At 42.3% G+C, this 16,743-nt stretch carries 17 protein-coding genes; 15 read left to right on the top strand and 2 right to left on the bottom strand.

From position 1 onward, the window contains the following. Window positions 1-290: 290 nt before the first annotated feature. A complete protein-coding gene (locus O3642_RS07320; RefSeq protein ID WP_371605694.1) occupies window positions 291-1,952 on the bottom strand; it encodes an NFACT family protein in 1,662 nt (553 codons plus the stop codon). A gap of 515 nt (window positions 1,953-2,467) precedes the next feature. On the opposite strand from O3642_RS07320, the gene trpX reads away from it, so the two are divergent. The 7 genes from trpX (at window position 2,468) to O3642_RS07285 (ending at window position 10,251) form a co-directional block, all read left to right on the top strand. Then, window positions 2,468-3,469 carry a tryptophan ABC transporter substrate-binding protein gene (gene trpX / locus O3642_RS07315; RefSeq protein ID WP_371605693.1) on the top strand — a complete coding sequence of 334 codons (1,002 nt, stop codon included), beginning with the start codon at window positions 2,468-2,470 and terminating at the stop codon, window positions 3,467-3,469. A 123-nt stretch (window positions 3,470-3,592) separates the two neighbouring features. Beyond that, window positions 3,593-4,012, top strand: a complete 420-nt coding sequence (locus O3642_RS07310) for a chromosome partitioning protein ParB (RefSeq protein ID WP_151378619.1) — start codon at window positions 3,593-3,595, stop codon at window positions 4,010-4,012. 300 nt (window positions 4,013-4,312) lie between these two features. Next, complete coding sequence (gene pheS / locus O3642_RS07305) at window positions 4,313-5,359, top strand: phenylalanine--tRNA ligase subunit alpha (protein WP_151378618.1); 1,047 nt, start codon at window positions 4,313-4,315, stop codon at window positions 5,357-5,359. A gap of 2 nt (window positions 5,360-5,361) precedes the next feature. Further along, entirely contained in the window at window positions 5,362-5,892 is a 531-nt protein-coding gene (locus tag O3642_RS07300; RefSeq protein WP_151378617.1) for an N-acetyltransferase, read from the top strand. Window positions 5,893-5,959: 67 nt separating this feature from the next. Then, complete coding sequence (gene pheT, locus O3642_RS07295) at window positions 5,960-8,365, top strand: phenylalanine--tRNA ligase subunit beta (protein ID WP_371605692.1); 2,406 nt, start codon at window positions 5,960-5,962, stop codon at window positions 8,363-8,365. Window positions 8,366-8,520: 155 nt separating this feature from the next. Further along, entirely contained in the window at window positions 8,521-9,303 is a 783-nt protein-coding gene (locus O3642_RS07290) for a DUF6612 family protein (protein ID WP_151378616.1), read from the top strand. Window positions 9,304-9,321: 18 nt separating this feature from the next. Further along, the gene (locus O3642_RS07285; RefSeq protein ID WP_371605691.1) at window positions 9,322-10,251 is read left to right on the top strand and encodes a hypothetical protein; all 930 of its coding nucleotides are present in this window, start codon (window positions 9,322-9,324) and stop codon (window positions 10,249-10,251) included. Between the two features lie 77 nt (window positions 10,252-10,328). Here the strand turns inward: O3642_RS07285 and O3642_RS07280 are convergent, their stop codons facing one another. Further along, a complete protein-coding gene (locus tag O3642_RS07280) occupies window positions 10,329-10,472 on the bottom strand; it encodes a FeoB-associated Cys-rich membrane protein (protein WP_155126213.1) in 144 nt (47 codons plus the stop codon). A gap of 403 nt (window positions 10,473-10,875) precedes the next feature. On the opposite strand from O3642_RS07280, the gene O3642_RS07275 reads away from it, so the two are divergent. From O3642_RS07275 to O3642_RS07240, 8 genes are all read left to right on the top strand, one after another. Next, window positions 10,876-11,184, top strand: coding sequence for a hypothetical protein (locus tag O3642_RS07275; RefSeq protein WP_371605716.1), 309 nt, complete (start codon window positions 10,876-10,878; stop codon window positions 11,182-11,184). A gap of 13 nt (window positions 11,185-11,197) precedes the next feature. After that, window positions 11,198-11,407 carry a helix-turn-helix transcriptional regulator gene (locus O3642_RS07270; protein ID WP_049522589.1) on the top strand — a complete coding sequence of 70 codons (210 nt, stop codon included), beginning with the start codon at window positions 11,198-11,200 and terminating at the stop codon, window positions 11,405-11,407. 2 nt (window positions 11,408-11,409) lie between these two features. Further along, the gene (locus O3642_RS07265) at window positions 11,410-12,207 is read left to right on the top strand and encodes a DUF3169 family protein (RefSeq protein ID WP_049491060.1); all 798 of its coding nucleotides are present in this window, start codon (window positions 11,410-11,412) and stop codon (window positions 12,205-12,207) included. Between the two features lie 11 nt (window positions 12,208-12,218). Next, complete coding sequence (locus O3642_RS07260) at window positions 12,219-13,112, top strand: ABC transporter ATP-binding protein (protein ID WP_371605690.1); 894 nt, start codon at window positions 12,219-12,221, stop codon at window positions 13,110-13,112. Continuing rightward, a complete protein-coding gene (locus tag O3642_RS07255) occupies window positions 13,109-14,323 on the top strand; it encodes an ABC transporter permease (RefSeq protein ID WP_371605689.1) in 1,215 nt (404 codons plus the stop codon). Before O3642_RS07260 ends, O3642_RS07255 begins: the two co-directional genes overlap by 4 nt. A 95-nt stretch (window positions 14,324-14,418) precedes the next feature. Further along, window positions 14,419-15,342 (top strand): aldo/keto reductase family oxidoreductase, encoded by a 924-nt coding sequence (locus tag O3642_RS07250; protein WP_371605688.1) that lies wholly within the window; start codon window positions 14,419-14,421, stop codon window positions 15,340-15,342. A 148-nt stretch (window positions 15,343-15,490) separates the two neighbouring features. Then, a complete protein-coding gene (locus O3642_RS07245) occupies window positions 15,491-16,066 on the top strand; it encodes a TetR/AcrR family transcriptional regulator (protein ID WP_371605687.1) in 576 nt (191 codons plus the stop codon). Continuing rightward, window positions 16,063-16,743 (top strand): ABC transporter ATP-binding protein, encoded by a 681-nt coding sequence (locus O3642_RS07240; protein ID WP_371605686.1) that lies wholly within the window; start codon window positions 16,063-16,065, stop codon window positions 16,741-16,743. Before O3642_RS07245 ends, O3642_RS07240 begins: the two co-directional genes overlap by 4 nt.

Raw genomic sequence — 16,743 nt, 5'->3', positions numbered from 1 at the left:
GCGTAGCTCAACCTTTTAGAATGTAGACAAACTGTTCTAAGTATGCTGAAAAATAAAATGAGGTATACTTTTAGGCTCATTCAACATATATTGAAACTTTCCGCCGTGAGAAAAGTGCTTGAAATATAATCATTTCAAGCACTCGGGAGTTTTGGAACTTTAGGTCCAAAACTAAGTCATGGAACTTCTTTGAAGTTCGCTGACGTCCGTTCTCACCTAAGGAAAGTTTCTTAAATAACATTATCTTCAATACGAAAGGTTGAGCATCGCTCAACCTTTTATTTTTGAAATCAGTCCGTTAGTTTCATGGCTTTGATTTTTTCTTCTTCTGGGGTAACCCGCAGAGTCTTTTGGCCGGTGTAGGTGACAAAACCTGGCTTTCCACCAGTTGGTTTATTGAGTTTCTTGGCTTCGATCATATCTACTTGGACCAGGTTTGAGAGACGGGCCTTGGAATAGTAGGCGGCCAACTCTGCAGCATCGGTCTTCACTTCATCCGATGGATTTAGATTTCCTGTAATGACGACATGACTTCCCGGGATATCTTTTGCATGGAACCAGAGCTCGTCTTTTTTAGCGATCTTAAAGGTCAGTTCATCGTTTTGCAGATTATTGCGACCCACTAAAATGATGGTTTTTCCATCACTAGCCAGGTATTTTTCTGGTTTTTTCCGTTTATGAATTTTTTCACGGTTGCGCCGTTTGATAAAGCCGGTCTGGATTAGCTCTTCTCGAATCTCTGCCACCTCAGCTAGGCTCGCTTGAGAAAGGGCTGTTTCAACCGTTTCAAGATAGGAAATGGTTTCCTTGGTTTCTTGAATGAGGATGGTCAAATGTTTGACGGCTTCTTTTAACTTCTGGTAGCGTTTGAAGTAGCGTTGGGCATTTTGATTGGGGGTCAGGGCCTTATTGAGTTGGATGGTGATCGGTTCATTGGTATAGTAATTATCCAAAACAACCTGGTCTTGGTCGTTTGGTACCTGATGGAGGAAGGTTGTCAACAATTCTCCTTTTTGGCGGAATTCTTCCGCATTGTCGGTCGCCGCTAACTCCGCTTCTTGCTTGGCTAATTTTTTCCGGTTCTTTTCAAGATCGTTTTCAACCTTGCGGATTAATTCACTGGCCTGTTGTTGCACCCGATCGCGCTCAGCCTTGTCTCGGTAATAGTCATCCAGCAGATCGGAAAGTGTTTCAAATGTTTGACTCGACGCATCCGCAAAGGGGATAGCTGAGAAGGATTTGGTCGTTAGGCGTGGCTCAGAAGGTGCCTCGAAAAAGGCACGGAAGGTTTTTAATTTTTCATCCGTCTCAAGTCGCTTGGCTAATTCTTGAGCCGTATCTCGCCCCAAACCTTGGAAACATTTTTGAAGGTTTTTTGGGTTTAACTCTTCCTTGTGAAGAAGGGCAAAAAGGGATTCATCTCCAATTGTAAAAGGATTGACCGAGTTGGTTTTCGGAGGAGCTACATAGGTTGATCCAGGGAGAATGGTCCGGTAGCTATTTTGTGAGAAGCCGACATGTTTAATAGCTTCGATGATTTTATTGCTGGTGCGGTCCAGGAGAATAATATTACTGTGCTTGCCCATGATTTCGATCATGAGGCTGACAGAAATGGCATCTCCAATTTCATTTTTATTGGAGACACGGATTTCAAGAATCCGGTCGTTCTCCATTTGCTCAATCCCTTCAATGACAGCGCCTTGAAGATATTTGCGCATAACCATAATAAAGGTATTGGGAAAGGCAGGATTTTCAAAGTTGGTCTGGGTCCGTTGAATCCGTCCAAAGACAGAATGGGCAGAGAGCAAGAGTTTTTGGTTTTTCCGATTGCCTCGGATTTGAAGCACCAATTCTTGCTCGAAAGGTTGGTTAATTTTTTGAATGCGACCACTCAAGAGTTCGGCCTTCAATTCTTGCACCATATGGTGTAAAAAAAATCCATCAAAAGACATGGGATTCCTCATCATTCTAGCGTTTATTCTAGTAAATTATATCAAAATTAGAGAGGAAATCCCAGAAAGAAGCAAGAGGATGTTCAATAGAAAATGCGAACGTTTTCAAAAAAATGCAGAAAAAGTATTGACATTTTTGAAAGAAAATTTTAAAATGTAAGAAATTAGAAAAGTAGTAAATGAAAGTTTCAAGAGAGCCTACGGTTGCTGAGAGTGGGTAGCGGCAGTTTATGAAATTGGACTAATGATGAGATGAATTTGAAACAATAAAAATTCGGTTGGCACACCTTATCGTGCAACTTGTTGCTAGACAAGACAGAGATATGGGGGGAGACTATCTTTTTCCCATAAGTGAGGTGGCACCGCGATGACACGTCCTCACATAGCTTTTGCTATGTGTGGGCGTGTTTTTTGTTTTAGATGAGAAGGGAGAAAAGATATGAAGAAACGATGGCGTCGCAGTCTTTAGATGATAGGAAAAAGAAGAAAATGAAAAAATAGAAGAGGTATTAAAAATGAAAAATAAACGGTTAATGGGAATTATTGGTTTGATTGCAGCAGCAGTCATTGGGACAGCGATCTATTCAGCTACAGCAGGCAAAGATAACAAGGCAGCAACTAGCAATGAAAAAGCTAAAGTTGGGGTCTTGCAGTTGGTCAGCCACCCTTCGCTTGATTTGATCTACAAGGGAATTCAAGATGGTTTGGCTGAAGAAGGTTATGACAAGGACAAAGTGGACATTGACTTCCTCAATGCAGAAGGGGACCAAAACAAGGTTGCAACCATGAGTAAACAATTGGTAGACAAAGATAACCAAGTCTTGATTGGGATTGCAACCCCATCTGCTCAAGGTTTGGCTAGTGCAACCAAAGACAAACCAATTGTCATGGGTGCTGTAACCGATCCAGTCGGCGCAAACTTGGTCAAAGATTTGAAAAAACCAGGTGGCAATATCACTGGGGTATCTGACCACAATCCTACTGAGCAACAGTTGAAATTGATCAAAGAGTTGACTCCAAACGTAAAAACAATCGGGGTTCTATACTCAACCAGTGAAGACAATTCAAAATCTCAAGTAGAAGAATTTACAAAATTGGCTGAAAAAGCAGGCTACAAGGTGGTTCCGTATTCAGTTCCTTCTACAAACGAAATTGCTTCAACAGTATCGGTTATGTCAGGTAAAGTGGATGCTATCTGGGTTCCAATCGACAATACCATCGCATCAGCCTTCTCAACTGTTGTTGAAGCCAATAAAGATGCTAAAAAACCAATCTTCCCAAGTGCGACAGCCATGGTAGAAGCGGGTGGCCTTGGTTCAGTCGTTGTCGACCAACATGATCTTGGAGTAGCAACTGGTAAAATGGCTGCGAAGATCTTGAAAGGTCAAAAACCTGCGGATACACCTGTTGAAATCTTTAGCCAAGGAAAATCTGTCATCAATAAAAAAGTCGCAGATGAATTGGGCATTACTATTCCAGAATCTGTCTTGAAAGATGCTGGACAAGTCATTAAATAAAAAGGAAACGAATCACAAGAATGGCAGGGGAATTTGGCTTTGGCAGGTCTTTAAATCGTGACCATTAAAAATGTCTACCAGTGCTCATGACCAACTATGTTACTCATGGTAGAGGAGAAAGATATGGAAGTTAAGATAACAGATCTTCATCCGACCCAACTATATTTATCAGAAAAGAAGTTACAAGCTATCCAGATGCTGGATCAGTCGGCAGACATCATCAATGTGGATCCAATTAGTGTTCTTGCATTTGGAGATCGCTTCTTGATTACAGACGGGCATCACAGGGCTTACCAAGCTTTATTGGCAGGTCGGGATACGATTTCTGCTGAGTTTGATAGAGATGGTGGCGATGCCTTGTATGCTCTTTATGCGCAAGCTTGCGAGGAAAGAAAGATAACCTCTGTTTTGGATTTAAAACATCGTATCTTACCTCAAGATGAGTATGAAGCCAAATGGTATAACTGGTGTGATGGTTTTAACCAAGCAGCCACTCTTCTATTGGAAAGGCAAGCAGATGAGACAGACAAGGCAAATAGATAATGCACTGTATTTCTAGTGAATTAGTCTCATCTAACTTGTTTTTTAACTAAAAATCTGATAAACTAGATAGTAATTGAATAGAAATCTGCAAGACTAGTACCTCAAGGGAAGTGCGACAGGGAGAAGAGCCGTGACTGAAAGCTCTTTGCATGAAAGCTGGGTGAATTCACTTGCGCAAGGATTTAGAAATTAAGGTCTGGTTTACAGATAAAAACGGATGGTACCGCGTGTCAACGCTCCGATTAGGAGAAGGCACGCGGTTTTTTTCTATGTCTGTAGGTGGACCATGATGGAGGAAATATGTCAACGATTGAAGAACAACTAAAAGCGCTTCGAGAAGAAACGCTGGCAGCCTTGAAGCAGATCTCTGCTGAAAATGAAAAAGAGATGCAAGAACTACGGGTCTCTGTTCTTGGGAAAAAAGGTTCCCTTACTGAAATCCTTAAAGGGATGAAAGATGTCTCTGCTAAAATGCGTCCGGTTATCGGGAAACACGTCAATGAAGCGCGTGATGTTTTGACGGCTGCCTTTGAAGAATCAGCCAAACTCTTGGAAGAAAAGAAAGTGGAAGCTCAACTGGCTAGCGAGAGTATCGATGTAACGCTTCCCGGTCGTCCGGTTGCTAGTGGTTACCGTCATATCTTGACCCAAACCAGTGAAGAAATCGAAGATATCTTTATCGGAATGGGCTACCAAGTCGTGGATGGCTTTGAAGTGGAGCAAGACTATTATAACTTTGAACGGATGAATCTGCCTAAAGATCACCCAGCGCGGGATATGCAGGATACCTTCTATATCACAGAAGAAATCTTGCTTCGGACCCATACCTCACCTGTACAGGCGCGGGCTATGGATGCGCATGACTTTAGCAAGGGACCATTGAAGATGATCTCTCCAGGGCGGGTTTTCCGTCGGGATACGGATGATGCGACCCACAGCCACCAATTCCATCAAATCGAAGGCTTGGTCGTTGGGAAAAGCATTTCTATGGCCGACCTTCAAGGAACGCTTCAATTGATCGTGCAAAAGATGTTTGGTGCAGAACGTCAAATCCGTTTGCGTCCTTCTTACTTCCCATTTACTGAGCCATCGGTTGAAGTGGACGTTTCTTGCTTCAAGTGTGGTGGAGCGGGATGTAACGTATGTAAGAAAACTGGTTGGATTGAAATCATGGGAGCTGGTATGGTTCACCCACGCGTCCTTGAGATGAGTGGGATTGATCCAACAATCTATTCAGGATTTGCCTTTGGACTTGGTCAAGAGCGTGTGGCCATGCTTCGTTACGGAATCAATGATATCCGTGGCTTCTATCAAGGGGATATCCGTTTTTCAGAACAATTTAAGTAATTATGTTAGTAAAAGTTAAGGCGAAAGAATTTCATATTTTAAGGGAATTAGAGGTGGAAACCTATGGGGATACCTTTGGTCCCTACAACTCTGATGCCGATATGGAAGATTACTACCAGACGGTTTTATCGCTAGAGCAAATCCAAAAGGACCTAGCAGACCCGGAATCAGAGACCTATTTTGTCCTTGATCACCATCAGGAAATTTGTGGTTTCCTCAAGTTTAACTGGGGCAAGGCACAAACGGAGCCAGTAGAGATGGACAATGCTTTTGAAATCCAGCGTATCTATGTCAAAAAAGAACATCATGGCAAGGGCTATGGCAAGGAAATGTTTACCTTTGCCTTAAAAGAGGCTCAAAAACGTGGATTTGACTGGGTCTGGCTGGGTGTCTGGGAACGAAATTTTAAGGCCCAAAACTTTTACAAACAATTCGGATTTGAACGGTTTAGCGAGCACCACTTTATCACAGGGGAAGCTGTGGATACCGACTGGTTGCTACGCAAGCATTTGAAGGAGAAACCGCAAGCTTAATTGTGGGTCCAAATTGAGAGAAAGGAATTGAGAAGATCTCACCTAGTGGGATCTTACGATCAGAATAATGTTAGTATCATATAAATGGTTAAAACAATTGGTGGACGTGGATGTGCCATCAGAAGAGTTGGCTGAAAAAATGTCAACTACAGGGATCGAAGTAGAAGGTGTGGAATCGCCTGCTGATGGTCTCTCAAAAATTGTCGTCGGAGAAGTTTTGTCTTGTGAAGATGTGCCAGAGACACACCTTCATGTCTGCCAAGTCAATGTGGGGGAAGAAGAAGCCCGTCAAATCGTCTGTGGAGCACCAAATGTGCGTGCAGGCATCAAGGTTATGGTGGCTCTTCCAGGTGCTCGCATCGCAGATAACTACAAGATTAAAAAAGGGAAAATCCGTGGTTTGGAATCCCTTGGGATGATCTGTTCACTTGGTGAGTTGGGCATTTCTGATTCCGTTGTACCGAAAGAATTTGCAGATGGGATCCAAATCTTGCCAGAAGATGCTGTCCCAGGTGAGGAAGTCTTCTCTTATCTAGACTTGGATGATGAAATCATCGAGCTTTCTATCACTCCAAACCGTGCAGATGCCCTTTCGATGCGTGGGGTAGCACATGAAGTAGCAGCCATCTATGACAAGGCAGTGAGCTTCAAAGACTTTACCTTGACCGAAACAGACCAAGTTGCAGTGGATGCTCTTTCTGTCAGCATTGATACAGACAAGGCTCCTTATTATGCAGCCCGCATCTTGGACAATGTGACCATCGCACCAAGTCCACAATGGTTGCAAAACCTCCTCATGAACGAAGGCATCCGTCCGATTAATAATGTCGTCGACGTAACCAACTATATCTTGCTTTACTTTGGTCAGCCTATGCATGCCTTTGACTTGGATACCTTTGAAGGGACTGATATCCGTGTGCGTGAAGCGCGTGCTGGTGAAAAATTGGTGACCTTGGACGGGGAAGAGCGTGAGTTGGAAACAAGTGACCTCGTGATTACGGTTGCTGACAAACCAGTAGCCCTTGCCGGTGTCATGGGTGGAGAGGCTACAGAAATCTCTGAAAAGTCTACTCGTGTCGTCCTTGAAGCGGCTGTCTTCAATGGCAAATCGATCCGTAAGACAAGTGGTCGTCTCAACCTACGCTCTGAATCATCTTCTCGCTTTGAAAAAGGGATCAACGTGGCAACCGTTAATGAAGCCCTTGATGCAGCAGCGAGCATGATTGCTGAATTGGCTGGTGCAACCGTGCGTAAGGGCATCGTTTCAGCAGGCCAGTTGGATACTTCAGATGTGGAAGTTTCTTCCACTCTTGCAGATGTGAACCGTGTCCTTGGAACAGAACTTTCCTACGCGGATGTCGAAGATGTCTTCCGTCGTCTTGGTTTTGGCCTTTCTGGAAATGCAGAAAGCTTCACAGTGAGCGTTCCTCGTCGCCGTTGGGACATCACTATCGAAGCGGACCTTTTTGAAGAAATTGCTCGGATTTATGGTTATGACAAATTACCAGCAACCCTTCCAAAAGATGATGGGACAGCCGGTGAATTGACTGCGACTCAAAAACTCCGTCGTCAAGTTCGGACCATTGCTGAAGGAGCAGGCTTAACTGAAATCATTACTTATGCTTTAACAACTCCTGAAAAAGCCGTTGAATTTGCGACTGCGCCAAGCAATTTAACAGAGCTCATGTGGCCAATGACTGTGGATCGTTCAGTCCTCCGTCAAAATATGATCTCAGGAATCTTGGATACAGTAGCTTATAACGTCGCTCGTAAGAACAAAGATTTGGCCCTCTATGAGATCGGAAAAGTTTTCGAACAAACTGGTAATCCAAAAGAAGACTTGCCAAATGAAATCAATAGCTTTGCCTTTGCTTTGACCGGCTTAGTCGCTGAAAAAGATTTCCAAACAGCAGCTGTTCCAGTTGACTTCTTCTATGCTAAGGGAATCTTGGAAGCCCTCTTTGCTCGCTTGGGTCTTGAAGTGACTTATACAGCAACTTCTGAAATCAAGAGTCTCCACCCAGGGCGTACAGCCTTGCTCTCACTTGGTGACCAAGTGATTGGGGTCTTGGGACAAGTCCACCCTGTAACAGCTAAGGCTTATGATATCCCAGAAACCTATGTGGCAGAATTGAACTTATCTGCTATTGAGGCAGCCCTTCAACCAGCAGCAGCCTTTGTGGAAATTACTAAATTCCCAGCAGTCAGCCGTGATATCGCCCTTCTCCTCAAAGCAGAAGTGACTCACCAAGAGGTGGTTGATGCCATTCAAGCTGCTGGCGTGAAACGTTTAACAGACATCAAACTCTTTGACGTCTTCTCAGGTGAAAAACTAGGACTTGGCATGAAGTCAATGGCCTACAGCTTGACCTTCCAAAATCCAGAAGATAGCTTGACAGACGAAGAAGTCGCACGCTACATGGAAAAAATCCAAGCTTCACTAGAAGAAAAAGTAAACGCAGAAGTGCGGTAAAATTTGATGAAAACAGTTGAGACATGCTCTTAGCTGTTTTTGTTTTATTACAATCTTCTTACAAGTTTGTGAAAGAATTTACAAATATCATAGGATCGTTTATAATAGAAGAATAAACATTAGTAGATTTACTGAAAAAAGGAAGGAGAATGGGGATGTTAAATATGAGAAAACCTATCCTGTCACTTGTTGGTTTGTTGGCAGTAGTTAGTCTAGTTGGATGTCAACAGGCTGAGGGCAAGAAGGGAAATTCAAAGGAACTAAGTCAAGAACAAATTATCGACAAGGGGCTCCAGGCTTTTGAACACCTCAAAGATGGGGAAATCAAACTGGAGAGTAAGATTGAGAGAAAGTTTAGTGAACCAACAAGTGATGGAGATACACACGCAGTATATACTCTGACTTTTGAAGGATCCTTTGAATTAAAACCAGTGAGGGTACGTGGACTATATACGAACAACGGTACGAGTCAAGAAGAGTATTACGATGCCTTTCACGAGTATTCTAGACCAAAAGACTCATCAGAGTGGGAAATGTTTTCTTATTCTCAAGAGAATAAACAACCTGTGGGGGTAAATCAAGAAGCCATACGCTTCTTTCAGACACAGAAAGACAAGTTTGAAGTGACCAAGAAAAAGGACCAGTATGTCTTAACCTATAAGAGTAAGGATGTCAATCATTTACTAGAACCAAATAACGCCGTGTTGCAAGGCCCTGTTCCCATAGGAGTTAGTTATTTTGAAAATTCAGAAGGGAGCTACCAGATAGACCTCATCGTTTCTAAGGAGAACTTGACACCTTTAGGTGTTACTTATACTTGTACTTCTAATTCATCTTTTGCGAAAGAAAAATTAACGTGTAAAATTACCTATTCAAAACAAAATACTGGTGTCCAAGTAGAAGTACCAGAGGCTGTTGAAAAATTAGGTGGTATTTAGTTCAAAAGGAGTGAAGATATGAAACATAAAAGAAAATTATTAGTGTTTTTCTTATCTCTTCTTGCTTGTCTATTCCTTTCAGCTTGTCAATCGGCTAAAACCCCTTCAAAGGATACGACACAAGATAGTGGGAGTAAAGATGTGAAAACGTATATCCAAGCCATGAGAGATGCAAAAAACATGGAATATGTCAGTAAAATTTATCGAAAGAATCTACTTGAGGTAAAAGGTTCACAATCACTAATGTATGAAACAACCTTACGACATGGGAAAATTCAGTTTGACCCTCAAATATATAATGAATTTTATACGAAAGATGGAGGAAATGGATCTACGATAGACAGTGATTCAGATCATTTTCGAAGTCTTGCCAATAAAATAGGTTCTACAGGTTATGGGGAGAAAATTTTGAGACTATATTCTCCTGAAAAAGGGGTTCTGTATAAAAAAATAAAGAAGGGAGACGATAGTTGGACTTGGAATAGAGTGGATGAAGCTACAGATCCAGATCTAATATATAAAAATAGAAAAGATCCAGAAGTGGGGCGTCATGAGCTTATTTTAAAACTTTATGAGAAGTATGCGGATCGATTTAAAAAAACTATCGATGGTCAGTATATCTATCTGGAATTTAAGGGTGATGTTAAGAGAGATATTGATCAAATTGGAGAATTTCAAAATACTTTGTTAGATAGTGAGCTTTACACCAAAGGGAAAAAGGAGATTCAGTCCGTCAAGTTGCACATTTATTTGTCTATGAAGAAAGACTCCTCAAATAAAGAAGAAAAATTAGTTCCTAGCGAGGCTAGGATTCAACTAGATACCAAATTGAAAAATGATAAAGGGCGAACGGTGAACAATGAAGACCATTTTGAATTTACTTATCGAGATATTAACCAGATAAAAGAAGTCAAAGCTCCCCAAGATTTTAATATCGTAGAGAATTAAATAGGAGGATAGAAAAACCATTGGTTCAATTGACCAATGGTTTTTTACGTTTCTGATTTCTGGTACACACCAATTCTTTACTGGTGGCGATGCGATTGGTGCATTTCGTCTTTGATGGGGCAGGAACACTTACAATCGCCACAAGAACCTTTTACCTTGAGGTAGGAGCGAAGACCTTGTCCAGCTAAAAAAATAAGGACGGTAATAAGAATAGTTGACATGGTAACCTCCTAGATATGAGTGGTAGATAAGTTTTTTAAGCTGATGAGTTGATCATTACTTTGCTGTGGCTTGTGGAAGATGCAGGGAACAAGGATGATGAAAATGATCAGAGCTAGCCTAGTCCTACTAGTTTAGACTTCATCGATATTAAACACGTGTAAGATTATCTTGTAGCGACCAAAGTTATATTTCTTACTATGGAAGTCTTTTCAGATTCATAGCAGGGAGAAAAGAATCTTTAAAAGGTGCGCAAATGCGGGCCTTTTATTTCTTACCTCAAAATATCCATGTCAACCATCCTTCTATTTTTGACAAATATTTTTATTTTTTTGAAAAATATACTTGTCAAAAAGAAAAAGAAGTGTTACAATAATTTTAGTTGAAAGAAGGGGAGGTATTCTTATGGGAGCTATATGGATTCTATTTATCCCTTTTCTGGTTATCATTTATGCAAGCTCAGAAAAGAAGATAAAAAAGTTGAACAAACGTATTAAAAGATTAGAAAAACAAGTGAAAGGAAATCAAGAAATGTCTAGACTTTTAGAAGAATTAAAAGGCCAAACGGCCACTGTTACTGTAGATGGTTTTGGAGCCGAGTATGAAATTTTGGATATTGATGAAGATTGGGTCAAATTGAGTCGTGAGACCAATAAACAACAAAAAGAAACCAAATTAGTCCGTATCGAAGATATTCAAGATATTCAACTATAAGGGGGCGAAAGCCATGATCTTAAAAAATCGACTGAAAGAGCTGAGGGCGCGTGATAGTCTCAACCAATCTGAGCTAGCCAAGCTAGCTGGAGTCTCGCGCCAGTCTATCAGTCTCTTGGAGCGGGGTGAATACACCCCTTCGGTTATCATTGCCATCACCATCGCCCAGATTTTCAAGGAACCTGTGGAAAATGTCTTTAGTCTAGTGGAGGAAGAGGAATAACAATGAAAAAGCAACAACAAGAACGAACCCCTCGTTACCGTTTTTGGAGAAATGTAGGTATCATTACAGTTTCCGGCTTGATCGGAGGAGTTATCGGATTTTTGACAGAAATGTTTGGATACGAAAAGCCCCTAGAAATCCAATCCTTCTTTAGTAAAGAAGTACTCCTTTTGGGCTCAGCAGTTTTATTCTTAGTCGCATTTATACTCACGATAACCTTACTGATGTGCGCGAGAAAAGTCCATCAAAAGATGCTCCAAATAGAAGACGATGATGAAGCCTATCACTATGACATTCAAAAGAAAAAACTATATGGCTTAGCGACCATTTTTAAAGGCATCATGATCTTGCCCTACTTTTTATTCGTCATTTTTTATAGTCAATTGGTCGACTTAGATAGACCTGGCGCTGGGGACATGGCTTTTATCTTTGGAGACTTTACCATGCTCTATCTCTTTCTTGTCTTGATTGCCCTATTTTTCCTATCGGATATCTTCTTTCGCAAGACCTTCCATCTGATTTATGGAAAACCGATTCCCCGCAATGCCAATGCCAAGGAAGTGCGTGAATTTATGATGAGTATGATGGATGAAGCAGAAAAGCAGATTAGCTACGAGGAAAACTATGAAATTATCATTAAGTTAAGCAATTATATCTTACCGATTTCCTTAATTGCGATATTCTTAGTTGGCATTGCTTTCCATACAGATATCTTGTTAGCATTAGTAGTGGTATCACTGATTTATCTCTATATCTTGGTCTCACAATACAAGATTACCAAACGTTATTATAAAGAGTAAAGGAGTCATCCATGTTAGAAATTAGAAATTTAGAAAAAAGCTTTGGGAATAAGCAGGTTCTCTTCGGAGTAGATCTGACAGCTCAACAAGGGCATATCCTTGGCTTAGTTGGGAAAAATGGTGCCGGGAAAACAACTATTTTCCACAGCATCCTGCGCTTTTTGGACTACAGCGGCGAGATTCGCCTAGGTGGCAAACCCATTACACAAGAGACTTACAAGGAAATTGGCTATTTGCCTGAAGAGCGCAGTCTTATGCCAAAACTTACGATTTTTGAGCAGGTCCGCTATTTGGCTGCCTTAAAAGGAATGAGCACCGCCGAGGTCAAGGAAAAATTACCAACCTGGATGGAAAAACTCCAAGTAAAAGGGAAATTGACCGATAAAATCAAGAGTCTCTCAAAAGGGAACCAACAGAAGGTGCAACTGATCATCACCTTAATCCATGAGCCTAAATTGATCATTTTAGATGAACCCTTTAGCGGATTGGATCCGGTCAATACAGAAGTGCTCAAGCAGGTCATCTTTGAAGAAAAAGGGCGTGGGGCAACCATTATCTTTTCTGACCACGTCATGACCAATGTCGAAGAGTTGTGTGATGATATCCTAATGATACGTGATGGTTCGGTTGTCCTTTCAGGGCCTGTCCAAGAGGTCCGGAATAGCTATGGCAAGACTCGCCTCTTTGTCTCAAACGACTTTAGCAAAGAAGAGTTAGAAGCTCTGCCACACGTGACCAAGGTCAGCATGACCAAGCAAGGGACTTGGAAGCTGATCTTGGATGATGCATCAGCTGGTCCAGAATTATTTGACCGCTTGACCAAGGGCCACTACCTAGCAACCTTTGACCACCAAGCCCCAACTATTGATGAGATCTTTAAACTTGAATCAGGAGTAGAAGTATGAAACAGATGTTTGTCGTAATGAAAGAAACCTATATCAGACAAGTGAAATCATGGAGTTTCCTCTTCATGGTCTTCGGTCCCTTCCTCTTTTTAGGATTGAGCATTGGAATCGGTTATCTGACAGGTTCTTCTACAGATGCCAAAAACCAGGTGGCCTTGGTGACAGAAGTTCCAGCTGTCAAAGAAAGTCTCAAAGGAACTGATGGCTTGACCTTGGACTACAAGGATGAAGCTGCAGCTAAAAAAGCCATCAAGGATGAGAAAGCAGCTGCTTACCTAACGGTCGATGAAAAAGATGGCCAGCTAGAAGCCACTTATGTGGGCGACCAAGCCATGAAAACAGATTTGAAATCGCTTGTCGCTGCGAAATTAAGCCAAGTCCAACAAGGAATCAATCTAGCGCGTGCTAATCTAAGCAAAGAGCAACTAACAGCCTTGTCTCAACAGGTTTCTCTGAAAGAAAAAATTGATGAGAAAAAAGAAGGCTTGAAAATGGTGCAAACCATGGTTGCAGGTGGTCTGGGAATGTTGCTTTATATGATTTTGATCTTCTACTCTAGTATCACAGCCCAGGAAGTGGCCAGTGAAAAAGGAACCAAGATCATGGAAGTGGTCTTCTCTAGTATCAAAGCAACCGACTATTTCTTCGCACGCATGCTCGGACTCTTCGGAGTGATTTTTACCCATATTTTTGTCTATGTCGTTGGGCTTGTAGCCGTTTGGATCTTTAGAGCAGATATCCCAGTTGTCAAGGATATTCTTGCTCCAAACTCTCCAATTACCCAGCACCTAGCAGAGTCGATCTCGCTCAATACGGTCTTCTTCATTATCCTTGGGATCTTTATGTATGTGGTGCTCTCTGCCTTCTTAGGTTCCACAGTTGCACGACCAGAAGATTCAGGAAAAGCGATTTCGCCACTGATGATGTTAGTTATCTTTAGCTTCCTTGGGGTAACCACCTTGGGAAGTGCCGGTGACGTCTTCTTATTGAAGATCGGTTCCTACATTCCTTTCTTCTCAACCTTCTTCATGCCTTTCCGTACCATTAATGGCTATGCGACTGGTCTTGAATCTTGGGGTTCTTTAGGAATTGCGGTTCTCTTTACCATCGTGGGAACAGTTCTCATTGCCCGTATCTATGCGAGCCTGATCCTTCAGACCGATGACCTCGGACCATGGAAGACCATCAAACGTGCTCTTAGCTATCGCTAATCAAACAAGCCTCAGTTATTGCTGGGGCTTTTCGATTGCAAATTGACTTTTGCAAGCCTTTTCACTACAATAGAATTACAGAAAAGGAGGCGGACATGAACTATATTGAGTTTGCTGAAAATGAGCGTCTGTCCACGATTGTCCTTGGGATGATGCGGATCAGTCAGATGAGTGAAGAAGAGGTGGATGCCTTGGTGGAGGCAGCCTTGTCGATTGGGATCAACACCTTTGATCTAGCAGATATTTATGGCGATGGCCAGTGTGAGGTCCTGCTGGGTAAGGTTCTCAAGCGTCGTCCGGATCTTCGGGACCAGATGTGGATCCAGTCCAAGTGCGGGATTCGCAAAGACGGGTTTACCTATTTTGATTTTTCCAAGGACTATATTTTGGGCTCTGTCGATGGCATTCTCGAGCGTCTGCAGATCGAGCGCTTAGATAGTCTTCTCCTTCATCGACCGGATGCCCTCATGGAGCCTGAAGAGGTGGCGGAAGCTTTTGATCACTTGGAGCAAGCGGGCAAGGTTCGTCATTTTGGGGTGTCCAATCAAAATCCCATGATGATGGAATTGCTTAAGACGGCTGTCAAACAACCTCTCAAGGTCAACCAGTTGCAGTTGAGTGCCGCCTTTACACCGAGCTTTGAAGCTGGTTTTCATGTCAATATGGAAGGGCCAAAAGCAGCCGTTCGTGATGGTAGTGTCTTTGAGTATTGTCGCTTAACTGATACGGTGATTCAAGCTTGGTCTGTCCTCCAGCATGGCTATTTCAAGGGGAATTTTGTCGGCAAGGAAGAGTTTGCGGCCCTCAATCATGTCCTCAATGACTTGGCGAAAAAATACCAGGTCACTCCGACAGCCATTGCCCTTGCTTGGGTTCTCCGCTATCCTGGTAAGATGCAGGCCGTCATCGGAACGACCAAGCCCCAGCATGTCCTTGAAGCAGGGAAAGCAGCAACAGTTACTTTGACTCGCAAGGAATGGTACCAAATCTACCTGGCGGCGGGAAATGATTTGCCTTAGAATCTTGTTATCAAACCAGATTCCACTCTTATCGGTGGTCTGGTTTTTTGTTTCGTAGTTTTCAGATTTTTCTTGACAAGTCTTTCTTTTTTATGGTATTCTTTATGCAACAAGTGTTGCGCAACGGATGTTGCGCGAAAGGAGTCTTATGCCACCCAAGGTTAAATTTAGTAAAGAGGCTATGATTGGGACAGCTTTACAATTGGTGAGAGAAGAGGGAATGGCTAGTTTGACGGCTCGAGCATTAGCGGAGAAACTAGGAGCCACACCGAGAGTCATTTTTGGGCAATTTGCTAATATGTCTGAGTTACAAGCAGAGGTTATTGGTGCTGCGGAGATGGTGGTGGTGGAGTATATTCGCAAGGCCTTAGACGATGAGAAACCTTTTCGATCTGTCGGGGTTGCTTATATCCTTTTCGCCTCAAAAGAGCCACAACTCTTTCAATTGCTTTTCCAAAATCCAAGCAAAGATCCGATTCGTCGCTTTCAAGATTTTCTTCCCATGAAGGATCATAGTTACCAATTGGTTCTGGATTCGATTGTTGCAGACTATCCTTTGACTGTAGAGGAAGCTAGTCGCTTGTACCAGCATCTATTTATCTACTCACACGGGATGGCCTCTATGGTTGCTTCTGGTATTTACCAGTTCGGCATGGAAGAAGTTATTGGATTACTGACAGAGGTTTGTCAATCTCTCATCAAAGAAATGGTAGAAAAGAAATGATTCAACTAGAAAATGTGCACAAAAGCTACGGACAAACCAATGTTTTAAAGGGGATTGATTTGCAGATTCAAGACCAGGATGATGTGGTTATCCTGGGACCTTCTGGATCAGGAAAGTCAACCCTCTTAAACGTGTTATCCGGATTAGAAAAGGTAGATGAGGGGCATATTCTCATTCAAGGACAGGATTTGTCTCAACTCACGGATGCTCAATTGACAGCCTTTAGACGTGAGAAGATCGCCTTTATTTTTCAGCAGTATTATTTATTACCGAATCTCACGGTTAGACAGAATGTAAAGATGGGAGCTGATCTGGCAAACAATCATGATTTTTTGCAGATCATCGAGGATTTGGGTCTTGGCGATAAGCTGGACAAGTATCCAAGTGAATTGTCGGGTGGGGAACAGCAGAGAGTCTCCATTGCTCGTGCCTTGGCCAAAAAGCCAGAGATTCTCTTCTTAGATGAGCCGACGGGGGCCCTAGATGAAGAAACAGGGCGCAAGATTCTCGACTATATCTGGAAGTTAAAGGAAAAGCTAGGCTTTACCCTCATTATGGTGACGCACAACCAAAATATTGCGGATATGGCCAGAACCATCATTCGTGTCAATAGTGGCAAGATTACCCAAGTTGTGACCAACGATCAGCCTCAGACTGCTTATGAGATTGGATGGTAA

Source organism: Streptococcus sp. 27098_8_66, assembly GCF_041431945.1.
In the GTDB taxonomy this organism is placed as follows: Bacteria; Bacillota; Bacilli; order Lactobacillales; family Streptococcaceae; genus Streptococcus; species Streptococcus dentalis.
The sequence above is the reverse complement of the archived record's forward strand: the minus strand, read 5'-3'. Positions and strand labels throughout refer to the sequence as shown.

Coding starts and splice junctions, on each gene's coding strand:
- O3642_RS07320 (WP_371605694.1), bottom strand. CDS start 1,952: ATGTCTTTTGATGGATTTTTTTTACACCATATGGTGCAAGAATTGAAG.
- trpX (WP_371605693.1), top strand. CDS start 2,468: ATGAAAAATAAACGGTTAATGGGAATTATTGGTTTGATTGCAGCAGCA.
- O3642_RS07310 (WP_151378619.1), top strand. CDS start 3,593: ATGGAAGTTAAGATAACAGATCTTCATCCGACCCAACTATATTTATCA.
- pheS (WP_151378618.1), top strand. CDS start 4,313: ATGTCAACGATTGAAGAACAACTAAAAGCGCTTCGAGAAGAAACGCTG.
- O3642_RS07300 (WP_151378617.1), top strand. CDS start 5,362: ATGTTAGTAAAAGTTAAGGCGAAAGAATTTCATATTTTAAGGGAATTA.
- pheT (WP_371605692.1), top strand. CDS start 5,960: ATGTTAGTATCATATAAATGGTTAAAACAATTGGTGGACGTGGATGTG.
- O3642_RS07290 (WP_151378616.1), top strand. CDS start 8,521: ATGTTAAATATGAGAAAACCTATCCTGTCACTTGTTGGTTTGTTGGCA.
- O3642_RS07285 (WP_371605691.1), top strand. CDS start 9,322: ATGAAACATAAAAGAAAATTATTAGTGTTTTTCTTATCTCTTCTTGCT.
- O3642_RS07280 (WP_155126213.1), bottom strand. CDS start 10,472: ATGTCAACTATTCTTATTACCGTCCTTATTTTTTTAGCTGGACAAGGT.
- O3642_RS07275 (WP_371605716.1), top strand. CDS start 10,876: ATGGGAGCTATATGGATTCTATTTATCCCTTTTCTGGTTATCATTTAT.
- O3642_RS07270 (WP_049522589.1), top strand. CDS start 11,198: ATGATCTTAAAAAATCGACTGAAAGAGCTGAGGGCGCGTGATAGTCTC.
- O3642_RS07265 (WP_049491060.1), top strand. CDS start 11,410: ATGAAAAAGCAACAACAAGAACGAACCCCTCGTTACCGTTTTTGGAGA.
- O3642_RS07260 (WP_371605690.1), top strand. CDS start 12,219: ATGTTAGAAATTAGAAATTTAGAAAAAAGCTTTGGGAATAAGCAGGTT.
- O3642_RS07255 (WP_371605689.1), top strand. CDS start 13,109: ATGAAACAGATGTTTGTCGTAATGAAAGAAACCTATATCAGACAAGTG.
- O3642_RS07250 (WP_371605688.1), top strand. CDS start 14,419: ATGAACTATATTGAGTTTGCTGAAAATGAGCGTCTGTCCACGATTGTC.
- O3642_RS07245 (WP_371605687.1), top strand. CDS start 15,491: ATGCCACCCAAGGTTAAATTTAGTAAAGAGGCTATGATTGGGACAGCT.
- O3642_RS07240 (WP_371605686.1), top strand. CDS start 16,063: ATGATTCAACTAGAAAATGTGCACAAAAGCTACGGACAAACCAATGTT.